Annotated in this window: 16 protein-coding genes and 1 pseudogene; 6 read left to right on the plus strand and 11 right to left on the minus strand. The window is 67.9% G+C overall.

What is annotated here, in order from left to right; genetic code table 11:
• Positions 1–129: 129 nt before the first annotated feature.
• The 5 genes from ACFQBT_RS15815 to ACFQBT_RS15835 all read right to left on the minus strand — a co-directional run bounded on the left by ACFQBT_RS15815 (position 130) and on the right by ACFQBT_RS15835 (position 4,620).
• Positions 130–1,578 (minus strand): HNH endonuclease signature motif containing protein, encoded by a 1,449-nt coding sequence (locus ACFQBT_RS15815; protein WP_377824119.1) that lies wholly within the window; start codon positions 1,576–1,578, stop codon positions 130–132.
• A gap of 200 nt (positions 1,579–1,778) precedes the next feature.
• Positions 1,779–2,825, minus strand: a complete 1,047-nt coding sequence (locus ACFQBT_RS15820; RefSeq protein WP_377824121.1) for a class I SAM-dependent methyltransferase — start codon at positions 2,823–2,825, stop codon at positions 1,779–1,781.
• A 17-nt stretch (positions 2,826–2,842) separates the two neighbouring features.
• Positions 2,843–3,586 carry a class I SAM-dependent methyltransferase gene (locus ACFQBT_RS15825; protein ID WP_377824122.1) on the minus strand — a complete coding sequence of 248 codons (744 nt, stop codon included), beginning with the start codon at positions 3,584–3,586 and terminating at the stop codon, positions 2,843–2,845.
• Positions 3,579–4,199, minus strand: a complete 621-nt coding sequence (locus ACFQBT_RS15830) for a Type 1 glutamine amidotransferase-like domain-containing protein (RefSeq protein ID WP_377824124.1) — start codon at positions 4,197–4,199, stop codon at positions 3,579–3,581. The genes ACFQBT_RS15825 and ACFQBT_RS15830 overlap by 8 nt, the downstream gene beginning before the upstream one ends.
• A gap of 1 nt (position 4,200) precedes the next feature.
• A complete protein-coding gene (locus ACFQBT_RS15835) occupies positions 4,201–4,620 on the minus strand; it encodes a hypothetical protein (protein WP_377824126.1) in 420 nt (139 codons plus the stop codon).
• A 16-nt stretch (positions 4,621–4,636) separates the two neighbouring features.
• Here ACFQBT_RS15835 and ACFQBT_RS15840 point away from each other — a divergent pair, with 16 nt between their 5' ends.
• Positions 4,637–5,065 (plus strand): helix-turn-helix domain-containing protein, encoded by a 429-nt coding sequence (locus ACFQBT_RS15840; protein ID WP_377824128.1) that lies wholly within the window; start codon positions 4,637–4,639, stop codon positions 5,063–5,065.
• Positions 5,066–5,102: 37 nt separating this feature from the next.
• A complete protein-coding gene (locus ACFQBT_RS15845) occupies positions 5,103–5,525 on the plus strand; it encodes a VOC family protein (protein WP_377824130.1) in 423 nt (140 codons plus the stop codon).
• A gap of 179 nt (positions 5,526–5,704) precedes the next feature.
• Here the strand turns inward: ACFQBT_RS15845 and groL are convergent, their stop codons facing one another.
• A complete protein-coding gene (gene groL, locus ACFQBT_RS15850) occupies positions 5,705–7,333 on the minus strand; it encodes a chaperonin GroEL (protein WP_377824132.1) in 1,629 nt (542 codons plus the stop codon).
• 235 nt (positions 7,334–7,568) lie between these two features.
• Between groL and ACFQBT_RS15855 the strand changes: the two genes are divergently transcribed.
• The 3 genes from ACFQBT_RS15855 to ACFQBT_RS15865 are packed head-to-tail and all read left to right on the plus strand — an operon-like array spanning position 7,569 to position 10,286.
• Positions 7,569–8,171 (plus strand): CDP-alcohol phosphatidyltransferase family protein, encoded by a 603-nt coding sequence (locus tag ACFQBT_RS15855; protein WP_377824134.1) that lies wholly within the window; start codon positions 7,569–7,571, stop codon positions 8,169–8,171.
• Positions 8,168–9,091: a phosphatidate cytidylyltransferase gene (locus ACFQBT_RS15860; protein WP_377824136.1), complete on the plus strand. Its 924-nt coding sequence runs from the start codon at positions 8,168–8,170 to the stop codon at positions 9,089–9,091. The genes ACFQBT_RS15855 and ACFQBT_RS15860 overlap by 4 nt, the downstream gene beginning before the upstream one ends.
• Before the next feature lie 55 nt (positions 9,092–9,146).
• A complete protein-coding gene (locus ACFQBT_RS15865) occupies positions 9,147–10,286 on the plus strand; it encodes a 1-acyl-sn-glycerol-3-phosphate acyltransferase (protein WP_377824138.1) in 1,140 nt (379 codons plus the stop codon).
• Between the two features lie 109 nt (positions 10,287–10,395).
• On the opposite strand, the gene ACFQBT_RS15870 is transcribed toward ACFQBT_RS15865, so the two are convergent.
• The 5 genes and pseudogenes from ACFQBT_RS15870 to ACFQBT_RS15890 form a co-directional block, all read right to left on the minus strand.
• Complete coding sequence (locus tag ACFQBT_RS15870; RefSeq protein WP_377825521.1) at positions 10,396–10,989, minus strand: 3-hydroxyacyl-CoA dehydrogenase family protein; 594 nt, start codon at positions 10,987–10,989, stop codon at positions 10,396–10,398.
• Positions 10,990–11,106: 117 nt separating this feature from the next.
• Positions 11,107–12,449 (minus strand): annotated as a pseudogene (locus ACFQBT_RS15875) (FAD-dependent oxidoreductase); the annotation flags it as partial.
• Positions 12,450–12,542: 93 nt separating this feature from the next.
• The gene (locus tag ACFQBT_RS15880) at positions 12,543–13,754 is read right to left on the minus strand and encodes an acetyl-CoA C-acetyltransferase (protein ID WP_377824140.1); all 1,212 of its coding nucleotides are present in this window, start codon (positions 13,752–13,754) and stop codon (positions 12,543–12,545) included.
• On the minus strand, positions 13,751–14,860 hold the full coding sequence (locus tag ACFQBT_RS15885; RefSeq protein ID WP_377824142.1) for a CaiB/BaiF CoA transferase family protein: 1,110 nt from the start codon (positions 14,858–14,860) through the stop codon (positions 13,751–13,753). The genes ACFQBT_RS15880 and ACFQBT_RS15885 overlap by 4 nt, the downstream gene beginning before the upstream one ends.
• The gene (locus tag ACFQBT_RS15890) at positions 14,857–15,621 is read right to left on the minus strand and encodes an enoyl-CoA hydratase-related protein (protein WP_377824144.1); all 765 of its coding nucleotides are present in this window, start codon (positions 15,619–15,621) and stop codon (positions 14,857–14,859) included. Before ACFQBT_RS15890 ends, ACFQBT_RS15885 begins: the two co-directional genes overlap by 4 nt.
• A gap of 54 nt (positions 15,622–15,675) precedes the next feature.
• Between ACFQBT_RS15890 and ACFQBT_RS15895 the strand changes: the two genes are divergently transcribed.
• Positions 15,676–16,425 (plus strand): SDR family oxidoreductase, encoded by a 750-nt coding sequence (locus ACFQBT_RS15895; protein WP_377824146.1) that lies wholly within the window; start codon positions 15,676–15,678, stop codon positions 16,423–16,425.
• The last annotated feature ends 125 nt before the right edge of the window (positions 16,426–16,550 follow it).

The following is a 16,550-nucleotide window of genomic DNA, read 5'->3' on the forward strand; positions in this document are numbered from 1 at the left end:
GGGGTTGCCGCCGATCTACGGGCCTGGGGCTGGTCGGGGATCCACGAGGTGCGCCGCCCGCACGACCATCCGCAGGTTGAGCAGACGCTCGTCTGGTTCGACACACCGACCACCAGGTGACGCCGCCGGTCATGACGCGATCGGTCCGACCCGATAACGGGTGTTACTCAGCCATTGCTTGCCGCCCCCGCCGCGCGGCGTGACGTAGAACTCGAGCACCCCGTCGCGCATTCGGATAGGAATGTCGTCACGGTGGATCCGACGATGATCGGACGCGCACAGTGGAGCTAGGTCGTCGAGATTCGTGGTACCGCCCGCGGCCCACGGTTGTCGCCAGTGATGACCCTCGATCCAGCCGGGCGGCTTTTCGCAGCCAGGGAAGGCGCATCCGCCGTACCGGTTCTCGGCAGCGCGTCGTTGATGCGCTGTGAACAGTCGTTTGGTGCGCCCGAGATCCAGCGGCAGCGAGTCCCCGTCGAACACTTGCGGAATCAGCCCCGTGTTGCAGGCAAGCCGCCGCGCTTCGCCCGCGCTCAGCCGCCCGCCGGTCGATAGCGTCGCTGCACGAACCCCGTGCACCAGCGTTTCGTAGTCGAAATTGACGGTCAGGACCGCGGAGACTCCGCCCGCGCCGGGCAGGACGTCCGAGGGCAGGTGCTCGCACAGCTGAGCCAGCGCACGGCCCTCGCGGTGGGCCGTGTCCATCGGCAACCCGCGCGCCTCAGCCTGCTCCGCCGCGTCGAGGTCGGCGTCTGCTCGCGCATCCGTCCGCGACCAGCCGCCACTACCGTCCGTCCCGTCGGTCGCGTCACCACGAGCCCACTCCGGCGGCGGCACATCGTGCTCGGCGCCCTGCGAACAGTCTGCATTCGCAGAGCTTCCCGCGGTTGACTCCAGATGGAAGCGCCGTGGCGCACTGATCCCCTGCAACATCGTCTTGAGCATCTGCGCTTGCAGTTCGGGCAGCGTGAATCCGCCCTTGAACAGGCCGGGTTTGTGTTCGCGCATCCAGAACGTGGTCTGCTCCCACGCGGCTCGCTCCTGATCGACCAACTGCTCGTTCTCATGAGCATCCGCCTCATGCACCGTCTCGAACGCCTCCCGCATCCGGGTCGCGCGGCGGCGCAGATCGATCAACGACATGCCCGGAGCCGCGTCCAGCAACTCCTGCTCCGCTGCCGCTCTGGCCGTGTCGGAGACGTACCCCGGCAGTGCCTTCACACCTCGCGCAATGATCGTTGCCTGCTCCCGGGACACACCACCGCCGGCGAAAGCCGTCCCCGTCGAGGGCGCGTCGCGCAACTGCTCACCCAAGCTGACCAGTGCTTGCGCGTCGCGGCGATCGCCACCGAACTCCTGGGCCATCATCGTGGGTACGTCCGCGACCGATCCGCCCGAGGCCGTCACCGACGACCGCAACGCTGCCGCCACCGTCACCAGGACGGCATCGATCCGCGCCTTTGCCGAGACCAGGCGCCCCACCGCCAACCGGGAGGTGTCGGTCGGCGTACCTTGCCACGTGCCGAGCTCCACGAAACGATCCAGCACCGCGTGCAATTCGTCCAGCAGGGCGGTCACCGCCGCCGGCGAGGGCGGCGGGCACGCATCGACTACCCCTGTCCCCGAATCGAATTCCACCACGCACCCCCTACCGCCGCCCGCTGAACGTCCCCCAGCAAGACCAAGACTAGGTGCGCCCACCGACAGACTCGAGGCAGGCACAGGCCAGTGTGGAAAACCCGTCACGGCCCATCACACCTGTGGACAAAGCGCCTGCCTCAGCCCACGCGGACGGCGAGGAACTGATAGTGCCCGCCATCGCCGTACCAACGGCTGACCTCGAACGTGTCCACCGAACCAATCCGCGAAAACGCTTCGCGCACTTGCACATCCGAGCGCTGCACGAAGAGTCGGCCGTGCTCGTCAATCCGTCGAGCCGGCGGTTCGGAGCCCCACAAGCCCACCGATGCGAGTCCGCCGGGACGTACGACGCGCCCCACCTCCGCGACCGCGCGGTCGAATCCGTCGCCGTCCAGATGCATCAACGTGCTCATCGTCCACAACGCATCAAAGGAGTCCTCCTCGAACGGCAGATCGGACGCGCTCGCGGCCATTACCGACAGACCCCGATCGGTACAGATGTCGATCGCCTCGGGCGTGAGATCCACTCCGCGGTAATCCAATCCGGCGTCTTGAAGCACGACCCCGTCACCGCCGCCGCCGCAGCCCACTTCGAGTACCGAGCGGAGGCCAGCCGATCGACACTGCTCGATGAATCCCGCCAGCTGCCGACTCCGGTTAGCGTGCAGAGTGCGCGTGGCGCGGTCCCCGAGTTCCGTTGCGTAGTAGGCAAGGTGGCGGCGCGCTACGGCCGACTCCTCCGACGCCAGAGCCTGTTTCGACCCGCTGGTCGTCGGCCCGAGCACGAGACCTGCCGGCGGAGCCGAGGGCTCGCCCCGCACCGGCGGCACCACGGCCACCTGATACTCGTCCTCGTAGACAACCTCGCCGGGAGCGTCGGACGCGCTCACCGACCACGCCACGCCGTACTTGCTCAGCAAACGGGTCGCCACGTCCACCCGCCGTTGCATCAAAGCCGGCACGGGTGTTTTGAACCAGGTGATGACGCCCAGACTGTTGCCGTCGGCGTACTGCGGCGGCTCCGGCAGATGCGCAACGAACCAGTCGTCGATCGCGAGCCACAGCGCTTCGTCATCCGGGGTCAACCGACCCGCGCGCCGCAGATGATCCACCGCCACGAAGACGCCGACCGGCAGACCCAGCCGCCCGTGGTAATCGGTGTGGACGCGCTCGAACCGCGGCATTGCCCCAGCGTAGGGCGTCAGCGCCCGGGCACCGGCCGCAGTCTGAACATGATGATCCCCAGGTAAGTGTTCATCCACGCCTGTTTGTGCGGAAAGCGTCGCGCCGCTTCTTCCGACAGCCGCGGCTCGACGGCCGTCTCGATCCACAGCCCCGCAGCGGCAATGACGTTCAGCAGGTCCGACATCGTGAAGGTGCGCTTGGTCAGCGTGATCTGATCGTTCCACCCCGTGCGGTAGGTGTACGGCGACCCGGAGAAATACTCTTCGCCCAACCTGGTGCCGTTCTGCTCCGTGCGTTCGATCGCGTAGCGGATCGGTTGGGTGCGGGTCAGCAGGATGAAACCGTCCTCGGTGAGCAGGTCCCGCGCTTGGCGCAGTGTCGCCACCGGATCGCGCGCGTAGCCGAAGGACTGGAGGAACAACACACGATCGAAGCGCCGGCCGGCTACCTCCGGAATGGAGGCCGGATCCGATAGATCACCCTGGATCAAGGTCAGGTCGGCCGGTTGGTCAGGTGCGAACTTGCCGCTGATGTCCACCCCGACACAGTTGACCGCACCGTCGCGCACCAGTGAGGCTAGCTTGCTGCCGTCGCCGCAGCCGAGGTCCAGTACTGATCGTCCCGTGACATCGCCCAGCAACTCGCGTTGCGCCGGCCACTCCACGAGGCGGTCCAACGAGTCTTCGCGCGCCCGCGCTCGTTCGTAAGCACCGGCGAGTTTTCGCCATGCCTCGCCCGCACCGTCGTCCCGGTCAGACAATACGCTCACCTTCTCCGTCTACGACCAGCGCCTGATCGTCCCGCAACGCCCAATACGACTGTCCTGCAGCTTCATACGCCCCGGCCACCTGCCCCAGGAGTTCCGTCTCCGGGTGACCGGGCGAGTTCAGATGAGGCACGACCGGCCGGTCGAGGATGCTCAGCCCGTCGAACCGCACCTCGCCGTACACGCGCCGTGCCTCGTCCACCGGATCGCACACTTCCAACCCGCGCAGACTCGGAGCTAGCACACACGGGCCAGCCGAGAACCCGGCGTACACCACGCCGTCGTGCTGAAGGCGGTCGGTGACCCACCGATCGAATCCACTGCGTGCCATTGCCATTCGTAGGACGAACACGTTGCCGCCACGCACCCAGACGAAGTCAGGTGAGCTCTGAGCGTCGAACCCCGACCGTAGATCGACGTCATGCGCTGTCAACCCGATGGACGCCAATTGCTCGATCTGACGAGCGGTGTCGGCGACCCGACGCTCCTGGTCCGACTCCCCGTCCAGCGCGTTCATGATCACCCAGCCGCGGCGCTCACCGCCGACCATCCGCACGAATTCCTCAGGATGCGAGCCCAATTGGTACGACGACAAGTAGAGCCGCACGTCACCCACCCAGCAGCGCATGCCACTCGTCCAACGCTTCCCGCTGGATCTCCGACAGATCCCGCGCCGGCTCGACGGCAATCCATTGAGCGGACGATGCTCGGAACACGCCCAGCGCGAGTTCCGCGACCAGCCGCGCCGGGGCTGTCGGCACGTGCCGCTCTGTCAGGGCCTGCGCAAGCACCGTGGCCATCTCGCGCTCCTGGAGCGCGGGCTCCGCGTCGAGGATCCGCTGGCGCCGCCGGGAGAACGTACGCCGATCGACTGGGAAGCACCCACCCATACCTTCCAGTGCGGCGGCCAAGAGCGCTGTCTCCGAGGAGGTTTCGGGCTCCGCCCGGACTGCGTCCAGCATCGCGGCCTCCAACTCCGCACCCCCGTCGAAGAGGAGCTCTAGCTTGTCAGTGTAGTGGCGGTACAAGGTGCACACTGGCGTCATGAGTCTGCCCCTCGAGCGACACCTCCTCCGGGCTCGCGACCTCGCCGATCACCGGTACGACGAGCCGATCGGTGTCGCGGACATGGCCGCGGCCGCCGGGCTCAGCCAGGCGCACTTCTCCCGCGCTTTCCGCGAAACGTTCGGGGTCAGCCCGCACGGGTACCTGCTCACCCGTCGCCTCGAACGGGCCGCAACACTGCTGCGCCACACCGACCACGACGTCGCCCGGGTCTGCGTCGAGGTGGGCCTGACCTCTGTCGGCAGCTTCACCACCAGTTTCAAACGGATGTACGGGCAGACACCGACGCAGTACCGCACGCAGTTCGCTGCGCACCCGGCGTTCGCGATCCCCGGCTGCGTCGTACGCCGTGAAACGCGGCCCCAACTGCGCACGTTTCGAGAAGACCCGGCCACCCCCACCTCGTAGCGTCGGTCGCACCGAACCCGCTATAGGAGGCACCCGCGTGAGCATCACCATCTCCACCATCAATGTCTGGGTCCACGACCAGGAGATCGCCCTGGACTTCTGGACCGACAAGATCGGCTTCGAACTACGCTCAGACTGGACCTTCCCCGAGATGCCCGGATTCCGTTGGCTCACCGTCGGCCCCAAGGACCAGCCGGACATCGAGATCGTGCTCATGCCGATCCCCGGCGCGCCCGTGTTCACCGAGGAGCAGCACGACCTGGTCGAGAAGGCCATGTCCTCCGGGTTGATCGGCGCCGTCTTCCTGGTCACCGACGATGTGCGCCGCGATTACGACACCCTGTCCGCCAAGGGCGTCGAGTTCTACGAGAAGCCGGAGGAGCGCCCGTACGGCATCGACTGCGGCTTCCGCGACCCCTCCGGCAACATGGTCCGACTCGCCCAGATCACCATGCGCTAAGTCCCGTCCACGTACGGCGAAGGCCGCCCTCCCGTGGGAGAGCGGCCTTCGCTTCGTGCAGGTGGGATCGCGCGGGCCCGGACTGAGCCCGTTGTCCTACTCCGTCGGGTTCCGACTCCGGCCGTCGACTCGGCTAGCGCCTCGTCGACAACCTTCGCTTCACCCTCGGTCGTACGGACCTAGAAACCCATGTCCCCCATGCCACCGGTCGGGTCGCCCGCCGGAGCAGCCGCCTTCTCGGGCTTGTCAGCGATGACAGCCTCGGTGGTCAGGAACAGCGCGGCGATCGACGCGGCGTTCTGCAGTGCGGAGCGGGTCACCTTGGCCGGGTCGATGATGCCGGACTCGACCATGTTGACGTACTCACCGGTCGCGGCGTTCAGGCCTTCACCGGCGGGCAGGTTGCGGACCTTCTCCACCACGACACCCGGCTCGAGACCGGCGTTCAGGGCGATCTGCTTCAGCGGAGCCTCAGCAGCGACGCGCACGATGTTGGCACCGGTCGCCTCGTCACCTTCCAGCTTCAGGTCGGCGAACGCGACGTCCGTCGCCTGCAGCAGAGCCACGCCACCACCGGCGACGATGCCCTCTTCGACGGCAGCCTTCGCGTTGCGGACGGCGTCCTCGATGCGGTGCTTGCGCTCCTTCAGCTCGACCTCGGTCGCGGCACCCGCCTTGATGACGGCGACACCACCGGCCAGCTTGGCCAGGCGCTCCTGCAGCTTCTCGCGGTCGTAGTCGGAGTCGCTGTTCTCGATCTCGGCGCGGATCTGGTTGACCCGGCCGGCGATCTGCGAAGCGTCACCGGCACCCTCGACGACAGTGGTCTCGTCCTTGGTGACGACGACCTTGCGCGCGCGGCCCAGCAGCTCCAGCTCGGCGGTCTCCAGCTTGAGGCCGACCTCTTCGGAGATGACCTGGCCACCGGTCAGGATCGCGATGTCCTGCAGCATGGCCTTGCGACGGTCACCGAAGCCCGGCGCCTTGACGGCGACCGACTTGAACGTGCCGCGGATCTTGTTGACGACCAGCGTGGACAGGGCCTCGCCGTCGACGTCCTCGGCGATGATGACCAGCGGCTTGCCGGACTGCATGACCTTCTCCAGCAGCGGCAGCAGGTCCTTCACGGTGCTGATCTTGGAGTTGACGATGAGGATGTAGGGGTCCTCCAGGACCGTCTCCATACGCTCGGTGTCGGTGACGAAGTAACCGGAGATGTAGCCCTTGTCGAAGCGCATACCCTCGGTGAGCTCCAGCTCCAGGCCGAAGGTGTTGCTCTCCTCGACGGTGATGACACCTTCCTTGCCGACCTTGTCCATGGCCTCGGCGATCAGCTCACCGATCTGCGGGTCAGCAGCGGAGATGGACGCGGTCGCAGCGATCTGCTCCTTGGTCTCGATCTCCTTGGCGTGGTCCAGCAGCGCCGAGCTGACACCAGCAACCGCGCTTTCGATACCGCGCTTCAGCGCCATCGGGTTCGCCCCGGCGGCCACGTTGCGCAGCCCCTCGCGGACCATGGCCTGGGCCAGGACGGTGGCGGTCGTCGTACCGTCACCGGCGACGTCGTCAGTCTTCTTGGCAACTTCCTTGACCAGCTCGGCGCCGATCTTCTCGTACGGCTCGTCGAGCTCGATCTCCTTGGCGATGGACACACCATCGTTGGTGATCGTGGGGGCGCCCCACTTCTTCTCGAGCACCACGTTGCGGCCCTTCGGGCCCAGCGTCACCTTGACGGCGTCGGCGAGGGTGTTCATACCCCGCTCGAGGCCGCGGCGCGCCTCTTCATCGAAAGCAATCAACTTAGCCATGTGCGGTAGTCCTCCCACACGTCGCGTTACGGGCTGGCCGCACGACGCCCGCGACGGACGAACCGGGCCGATGAACTCACGTCATTCACCGGGCGCGGCTCTCGCCGGACGGCCACTTTTGTCACTCTCAGGACGAGAGTGCTAACGCCATTATTGGCACTCTCGGCCTGTGAGTGCAAACGATCCGACCCCTCAATCGTGCTTGGATGAACGAACGTCACAGGGAAGGGGTCCCGTGCAAGGTCTCTATGCGCTCAAGCCGTGGTACGCACGCCGCCTGAGGGGCATCACCGACGCGGCCGTGCGCCGCGGCATCTCCCCCGACGTCTTCACCGCGATCGGAGTGCTCGGTGCCGCCATCGCCGCCGTGGTCATCTGGCGCGGCTGGTGGTGGGTCGCGCTGATCGCGCTCGCGGTGCGCCTGGCCGGAGCCAACCTGGACGGTGCCGTCGCCCGGGCCCGCGGCGTCAGCCGGCCGTGGGGTTTCGTGCTCAACGAGATCGGCGACCGGGTCAGCGACCTGCTGATGTTCGCCGGACTGACCGCGCTGGCTGCTCGCACGTACGACGGGTGGTCCAGTGCCCAGGTCGGTTACGTGCTGGTGGCTGCCCTGGCCGCAAGCCTGCCGACGTTCGCGTCCCTCGCCGCCGCCGGAGCCGGTGCCGCCCGCCGCAACGGCGGACCGTTCGGCAAGACGGAGAGGTGCCTGGTCGCCGTACTCGCCACCGCCTTCCCCGGCGCCCTCACCTTCTGGGCGGGGCTGATCGTGGTGGGCTCGTTGGGTACGGCGATCGCCCGGCTGACCGCGACCCACCGTGAGCTGGCGGTCGCCGGATGAATCTGCCCAGCGCACTGACCGACCGGTACGTCGAGTTGCTGCACCTGGACCGAAGCTCGCTGCGGATCGACGTCGACGCGGGCCCTTTCTCGGTCCATCTCGGCGGTCGTGGCGTGTTCTTCCTGATCGTCACCGTCGCGATCCTGGCCATCGCCGGGGCCGCGGTACTGGCCTCGGGCAAGCAGGAACTGCGGCAGAAGTGGCTCACCTGGGTGCTGATCCTGCCGGTCGTCGGCATCCCCATCTGGCTCGGCAAGGGCACGACGGCGGCGCTGGCGATCGTGCTGGCGGTGATCGCCAGCGCCGAGTACGCCCGAATGATCGTGTTGCCGCGCCCCGAACGGCTGATCCTGCTCGGGTGCGCCGTCGCCTACCCGTTGCTGGCGTGGCTGCGACCGTCCTACCTCGCACTGGTGCCTTTGGTCGTGCTGTTGTGCGCGCTGCCGTCGATCTTCGAGGGCGACCTGACCGACGGGGTGCGACGGACCGCCTTCACCGGGTTCGGCACCGTCTGGATCGCCTGGTCACTGGCGCACCTGGTGATCCTGTGGGAGAACGCCTTCCTGGTCTGTTTCGCCGCCGCTGCCACGGACGTGGCGGCGTGGTGCGGCGGCAAGGGCTTCAAACGGTTCGCCTGGGGTGCGCGGCCCTTGTCGCCGCTGAGCCCGAACAAAACCGTCGGCGGCCTGGTCGGCGCGGTGCTCGGCGCCGTGATCGTGCTGACCCTCCTGGGCACCATCTCGGTCGGCCTGGTCATCGCGGTCGCCTTCGGTGGTGTGCTGGGCGACCTGCTGGAGTCGATGTTCAAACGACAGGCCGGGGTGAAGGACGCCGGCGACTGGCTGCCCGGCTTCGGCGGCCTCCTGGACCGCATCGACTCCCTGCTGTTGGTGCTCCCGCTCGCGGCGGTGCTGGCGTGAGGTTCCCAAGGGCCAGTGATCGTCCGCATCTGCCGAGTCTGTTGCGCCGCGGGCTGTGGCAGGGGTGTGCGCGCTGGCCGGCGGCTTGTCGGTGACCGGCGACCTGCCGCCCAGCCCGGACGGACGAGGACGGTTGCTGGTCGCCAACCACTCATCGCACGCCGACACCGCCGTGTTGATGGCCGGTCTACCGCCCTCGGGCAAACCGGTCTTCGCCGCGGCGGCCGACTACTGGTTCGACGTGTGGTGGCGCCGCCTGTTGGTGTCCGGGCTGGCCGGAGCGCTGCCCGTACGTCGCCACGAACGCGGCGCGTACGCCGGGCTCTTGCAGGCTGCCCGGGGTGCCATCGACGATGGCCGGACGGTGGTGCTCTACCCCGAGGGCACCCGCAGCACTGACGGAACTGTCAGCGAATTCGCCTCCGGCGCTTCACGATTGGCCCGCGACCTGGAGGTCGACGTCATCCCGGTCGCGTTGCTCGGCACCGGCGACGTGCTACCCAAACGGGGCCGTTTCCGACCGGGCCGGATGGAGCTGCGGATCGCACCGCCGCTGCACGAGCCCACCCCGGAGCAACTGCGCACCCGCGTGACGGCCCTGCTGGGGCAGGGCCCGGCCGCGGCGAAGACCTCCCGGACCTGGCGTGGCGTGCACGCACTGGTGGACAGCCGCTGGGGGCTGTTGCTGGCCGGCGGCTGGGGTTTCGCCGAAGCGATCAGTTGGCCGGTGATGGCGGAGATGTCCCTGGTCTTCTTCGCTGCTGCGGAGCCAGCCCGGATCCCGAAGTTCTCCGGCGCGCTGATCGCCGGCTCCCTGACCGGAGTCCTGGTCACTGCTGTCGCGGCCCGGCACGGTCGCACTTTCCCTGCACCCTGGACGACGCCGCGGATGTGGCGGACCGCGGCGGGCCACCTGGCCAGCGAGGGTTCTCGAGGCATTCTGCACCAGGCTCTGAACGGAGTCCCGGTCAAGGTGTACGCCCGCACCGCCGGCGAACTACGGCTCGAGCTGGTTCCCTTCGCCGGCTGGGTCGCGGTGGAGCGCGGCGCCCGGTTGGGTGCGATCGCCGTCGGCGTGTACGGCGCGGCCACCTTCCTCAGTCCGTGGTTACGCCGGCTCTACGGGCAGTACCTCGCGGCGACGGGCGTCGGCTTCACCGTGGCGATCCGCCAGATCGTCCGCGCCTGGTCCTGAGCCGGACGACGAGCCGAGACCGCTGGCCGCAGTTCGCGGGCTTCATGACTGCGAGTCATGAAGCCCGCGAACAAGGTCAGGCGTGTCTGGTGCTGACCGCCGCGTCGGATCAGACGAAGGTCTCGTCCTTGTCGGCCATCTCCTGCAGCAGGGACGGCACCGCGAACCGGTCGCCGTACCTGTCCTGCAGCTGCCCGGCGCGCGCGATGAAACCCTTCACCCCGTGCTCGTACCCGTTGATGTACTGCAGCACTCCCCCGGTCCAGGCCGGGAAGCCGATGCCCATGATGGAGCCGATGTTGGCGTCGGCCACCGCGGTGAGCACGCCTTCCTGGACGCATTTGACGCTCTCCAGCGCCTCCACGAAGAGCATCCGCTCCTGCACGTCCTCGAACGGGATCGGGTCGGTCTCCGGGAACGTCGTGGCCAACCCCGACCACAACGAGGTACGACGACCGTCGGCGTAGTCGTAGAAGCCGGCGCCCGCCTTCTTGCCCGACCGTCCCTGCGCGAGCATGGTTCGCACGACCCCCGTGCCGGGGTGCTCCTCGTAGTCGTCGCCCGCCGCAGCCGCAGTCGCGTCGGCGATCTTCGCCATCAGTTCCAGGTTCAGCTCGTCGGACAGCTGCAACGGGCCGACCGGGTAACCCGCCTGTGTCGCAGCGCGTTCCAATGACACCGGGCTGACGCCCTCGGCCAGCATGGCCAGACCCTCGTTGACGAAGGTCCCGATGACCCGGCTGGTGAAGAAGCCGCGCGAGTCGTGCACCACGATCGGGGTCTTCTTGATCGCCAGCGTCAGGTCGAAGGCGCGGGCCAGTGTCGCATCCGAGGTCTGCTCACCGCGGATGATCTCCACCAGCGGCATCTTGTCGACCGGAGAGAAGAAGTGCAGTCCGATGAAGTCCGCCGGACGGTCGACTCCTCGGCCAACAACGTGATCGGCAACGTCGAGGTGTTGGAGCACAGCAGCGCGTCGGCGGCGATGAAGGGCGCGATCTCCGCGAAGACCTGCTGCTTCAACTCCGGCGATTCGAAAACTGCCTCGATGACGGCGTCGCAACCCGCAGCATCCTGCGGCGACGCGGTCGGCGTGATCCGCGCCAGCAGCGCCTCGGCCGCCTCCTGGGTCATCCGGCCCCGGCTGACGGCCTTGCTGACCAGTCCCTGCGAGTAGCCCTTGCCGGTCGAAGCAGCCTCCACCGATACGTCCTTCAGCACGACGTCGATCCCGGATTTGGCCAGCTGGTAGGCAATTCCGGCGCCCATCATTCCCGCGCCGAGCACGACGACCTTCGAGACCGAGGTGCGCTCGATGCCCGTCGGACGCGAGCCGCCCTTCTTGATCGTCTGCAGGTCGAAGAAGAACGCCTTGATCATGTTCTTGGTGATCGCCCCACTGGCCAGTTCCACCAGGTAGCGGCTCTCGATGCGAGTCGCCGTGTCGAAGTCGACCTGGGCGCCCTCGACCGCGGCTGAGAGGATCGCTCGCGGCGCCGGGTAGGGCGCCCCTTTGAGCTGCTTGACCAGGACCGCCGGAAACACCGCCAACTGGTCGGCGATCTGCCGCGGGAAACCGCCCGGCATCCGGTACCCCTTGTCGTCCCAGGGCTGTACAGCGTCCGGATGCTCCGCGATCCAGGTCCGGGCCGCACGCAGCCCCTCGTCGACCGAGCCGACGACCTCATCGACCAGGCCGAGTTTGAGGGCCTTGGCCGGCGGGAACGACTTGCCCTCCAGCAGGACGTTGGTCAGAGCGTTCGCGATGCCGAACATTCGTACCGTGCGGGACACGCCGCCGCCGCCGGGCAGCAGCCCGAGGGTCACCTCGGGCAGCCCGAAGACCGTGCCACGGCCCTCGACCGCGATGCGGTGATGACAGGCCAGGGCGATCTCCAGCCCGCCGCCCAGTGCCGTCCCGTTGAGTACGGCGACCACGGGCAGGCCGAGCGTCTCCAGCTGGCGGAGGTCGGCTTTGATCGCCTGCGCCGACTCGAAGGCGACCCCGGCGGTTTCCGGGGTGATCTGCGACAGCATCGTGAGGTCACCGCCGGCGAAGAAGGTCTTCTTCGCGCTGGTGATGATCACCCCCGCGAGTTGGTCGCGCTCCTCGACCAGCCGGCGTACGGCGCGATGCATGGACTCGCGGTAGGCCTGGTTCATCACGTTCGCCGACCCGCTCGGGTCGTCCAGGATCAGCGTGACGACGTCGTTCTCGTCGCGTTCGTAACGCACTGCTTCGGAAGTCACTGTGGTTCAGACCCTTTCGATGATCGTCGCGATGCCCATACCGCCGCCCACGCACAGCGTCGCGAGCCCGGTGCGCAGGTCCCGGCGTTCCAACTCGTCCAGCAGCGTGCCCAGGATCATCGCCCCGGTCGCACCCAGCGGATGGCCGAGCGCGATGGCGCCGCCGTTGACGTTGACCTTGTCGTGCGGGATGTCCAGGTCCCGCATGAATCGCAGCGGCACCGCCGCGAACGCCTCGTTGATCTCGTAGAGGTCGATGTCGGCGGCCGTCATCCCGGCCCGGGCCAGCGCCTTGCGGGCCGCCGGTGCAGGGCCGGTCAGCATGATGGTCGGGTCCGCTCCGGACACGGCCGTGGCAACGACGCGCGCCCGCGGCGTCAGCCCGAAGCGCGAGCCCACTTCCTGCGTGCCGATCGCGACCAGCGAAGCGCCGTCGACGATGCCGGAGGAGTTGCCCGCGTGGTGCACGTGGTCGATCTGCGGCACCCAGTGGTACTTCGTGAGGGCGACGTCATCGAAGCCTGCCTGCGAACCCAGTTGTGCGAAGGATGGTTTCAGGCCCGCAAGGGACTCGACCGTCGTACCCGGCCGCGGGAATTCGTCCTTCTCCAGAACCACCAGTCCGGCGTTGTCACGCACCGGTACGACCGACCGGTCGAACAATCCGTTGGCAATGGCCTTGCCCGCGCGCTCCTGACTCTCGACCGCGTAGGTATCGACATCGGTGCGGCTGAATCCCTCGATGGTCGCGATCAGGTCGGCGCCGATGCCCTGCGGCACGAAACCGGTCGCAAGCGCCGTCTCCGGGTCCTGCGCCCACGCGCCGCCGTCAGACCCCATCGGTACCCGGGACATCGACTCGACGCCCCCGGCCCAGACCATGTCATACCATCCCGAGCGGATCTTCTCGGCGGCGATGTTGACCGCCTCCAGGCCACTGGCGCAGAACCGGTTGAGCTGGAATCCCGCTGTGGTGTAGGGCAATCCGGCTTTGAGGGCGGCCGTCTTGGCGATGTCCGCGCCCTGGTCGCCGATCGGGCTGACCACTCCCAGGATGAGGTCGTCGATGACGTTCACGTCCAGGTCCGGCATCCGGCGGCGCAGCTCGTCGATCAGACCGGTCACCAGCTTCACCGGTTTGATCTCGTGCAGCGAGCCGTTTGTTTTGCCGCGCCCGCGCGGGGTGCGGATCGCCTCGTAGATGAGGGCTTCGCTCATGACTTTTCCTCTTCTGTGGCCACCCAGCCGATTTCGGCCAGGATCTTCTCTGTCTCATCTTCCCCACCGGCGGAACGTAGTTCCGTGGGGGTTGCGGAGAATCGGGGCGCGGGGGCGGGATGCTGCACGCCGTCCTGCTCGACGTACGTCGATCGGCTGGCCAGGTGGGCATCCTCCAGCACCTCACCCGGCTCCAGGACCGGCGCCACGCAGGCGTCGGTCCCGCCGAAGACGGCCATCCACTCGTCGCGGGTGCGCTCGGCGATCCGTCCGGCGACGCGGGTGCGCAGTAGCGGCCATGTGGACGGGTCGTTCTGGGTCGCGGGGTCGACATCGTCCAGACCGAGACCGTCCAGCAGAAGCCGGTAGAACTGCGGTTCGATGGCTCCAACCGACAGGAACTTGTCGTCCCGGGTACGGAAGACCCCGTAGTAGGGCGCGCCGCCGTCGAAGAGGTTGTGCCCGGGCGGGGCTGACCAGGCACCGATCGCCCGCATCGCCTGGTGCATCGCGGTGAGCAACGCGGCACCGTCGACGATGGCAGCGTCGACCACCTGGCCCTCGCCCGTTGTACGCGCGTGCTGCAATGCCGCCAGCACACCGACCGCCAGCAGCATTCCGCCGCCACCGAAGTCGCCCAGCATGTTCAGCGGGGGGACCGGCACGCCGTCGCCACCGACCAACGGCGCGAGCGCCCCGGACAACGCGATGTAGCCGATGTCGTGCCCGGCGGTCGTGGCCAGCGGACCGTCCTGCCCCCAGCCGGTCATGCGGCCGTAGACCAGCGCCGGATTCTCCGTCAGCAAGTCCTGCGGGCCGATCCCGAGGCGCTCGGCGACACCCGGCCGGAAGCCTTCGGTGAGGATGTCGGCGGTCCGGGCCAATCGGCGTACGGCCGAGACACCTTCGGCGCTCTTCAGGTCCAGGGTCATCCGGCGGCGGCCCCGGTTGAGCACGGAGTGCATCGCCTCGTATCCCGGATCCGGTGACGGCCGATCGATCCGGATCACCTCGGCGCCCAGGTCGGCCAGCAGCATCCCCGCGAACGGGGCCGGGCCGATGGCGGCCAGTTCGATGACGCGGACGTCCGCGAGCGGCCCGCTCACTCGACCGGTGGCTGGTCGCGGAAGACGGCGGACCGCTTGTCGTAGAACGCGGCGACCCCCTCGGCGAAATCGTTCGAGCCCAGCAGGCGAACCTGGGCGGTCGCTTCCCGCTCGAGCGCGCCGTCCAGCTGGTCGAGGGTGGCAGCGTTGATCGCCCGCTTGGTCTCGGCGTACGCCGCGGCGGGGCCGGTCGCGAGCTTCCCGATGATCTCCGTGGTGCGGGCGTCGTAGGAGCACATCTCGTAGACGCCGGCGATCAGCCCCTGCCGGTAGGCGTCGCGCGCGCTCAGTTTCTCGGCCAGCAGCGCCATCCGCATGGCCCGGGCCCGGCCGATCGAGGCGGCCACCAGGGCGGTCGCGCCGCCGTCCGGCATCAGACCGATGCGGGTGAACGCCAGCAGGAAGTAGGTGTTCTCGTCGGACAGGACGAGGTCGGCGGCCAATGCGATCGAAACCCCGACACCCGCGACGGCGCCCCTGGCGAGGGCGACGACGGGCCGGGGTACGTCGCGGATCGCATGGATCAACCGCTCCACCGCATCCAAAGTGGCCGAACTGGCCGGATCCTCCTGCCCGGACAGATCCGCGCCCGCACTGAACGAACGCTCGTCGCCGTGAAGGACGATGACCCGCACCTGCGGGTCCTTCCCCGCGCGTTCGATAGCGTCAGCCACGGAATGCAGACTGTCAGCGGTGACTGCGTGCAACCGCTCCGCGTTACCGAAACTCACTCGTAGGACAGTGGCCTCCGACACATCCATGTGATGCAGCTTACTTGTAGTCCTCTATTTTCAAGCACGGGAGATTGATTTTTTATGAGCGCACACGACGGCAAGACCGCGATCGTCACCGGAGCCAGCCGCGGCATCGGCTTGGCGGTGGCCCAGCGGTTGATCGACGACGGCGCCAATGTCGTCATCACCGCCCGCGGCGAAGACGCCCTGATCGAGGCGGTCGATGCGCTGGGGCCCGAGCGCGCGGCGTACGTTGCGGGCAAAGCGGACGATGCGCAGCACCAGGCCGAGACGGTTGCGCTGGCCATCGAGCGGTTCGGTTCGCTCGATCTGCTGGTCAACAACACCGGCATCAACCCGGCCTACGGTCCGCTGCTGTCGCTGGAGCCCCGTGCGGCGCAGAAGATGTTCGACGTCAACGTGCTCTCGGCGCTGGCGTGGGTGAAGCTCGCCCACGAGGCCTGGATGAGTGAGCACGGCGGCGCGATCGTCAACGTCGCCTCGGTCGCCGGGTTGCGTCCCGCTCCGGGCATTGCGATGTACGGCGTGACCAAGGCTGCCGTCATCCACCTCACCGAAGAGCTCGCGGTCGAGCTGGGTCCTTCGATCCGGGTCAACGCGGTCGCACCGGCCGTGGTGAAGACCAAGTTCGCGACGGCGTTGTACGAAGGCCGTGAGGACGAGGTCGCCGCGCCCTACCCGCTGAAGCGACTGGGCGTGCCGGAGGACATCGCGGGCGTGGTGTCGTTCCTGCTGTCCGACGACGCCGGCTGGATGACCGGTCAGACGGTCACGATCGACGGCGGGGTGCTGCTGCGCGGCGGCGTCTGACCACATTCACGATTCTGGAGCGATCCAGGATGTGCAGGTTGTGTCAACGCAATCCGGCTCCAGAATCGTCGATGACCTGCAGATCGTGACCATGGTTGTCCACAGGTGCGTCTGCGCGTTGCCTC

Source organism: Branchiibius cervicis, assembly GCF_042661605.1.
Taxonomy (GTDB): Bacteria; Actinomycetota; Actinomycetes; order Actinomycetales; family Dermatophilaceae; genus Branchiibius; species Branchiibius cervicis.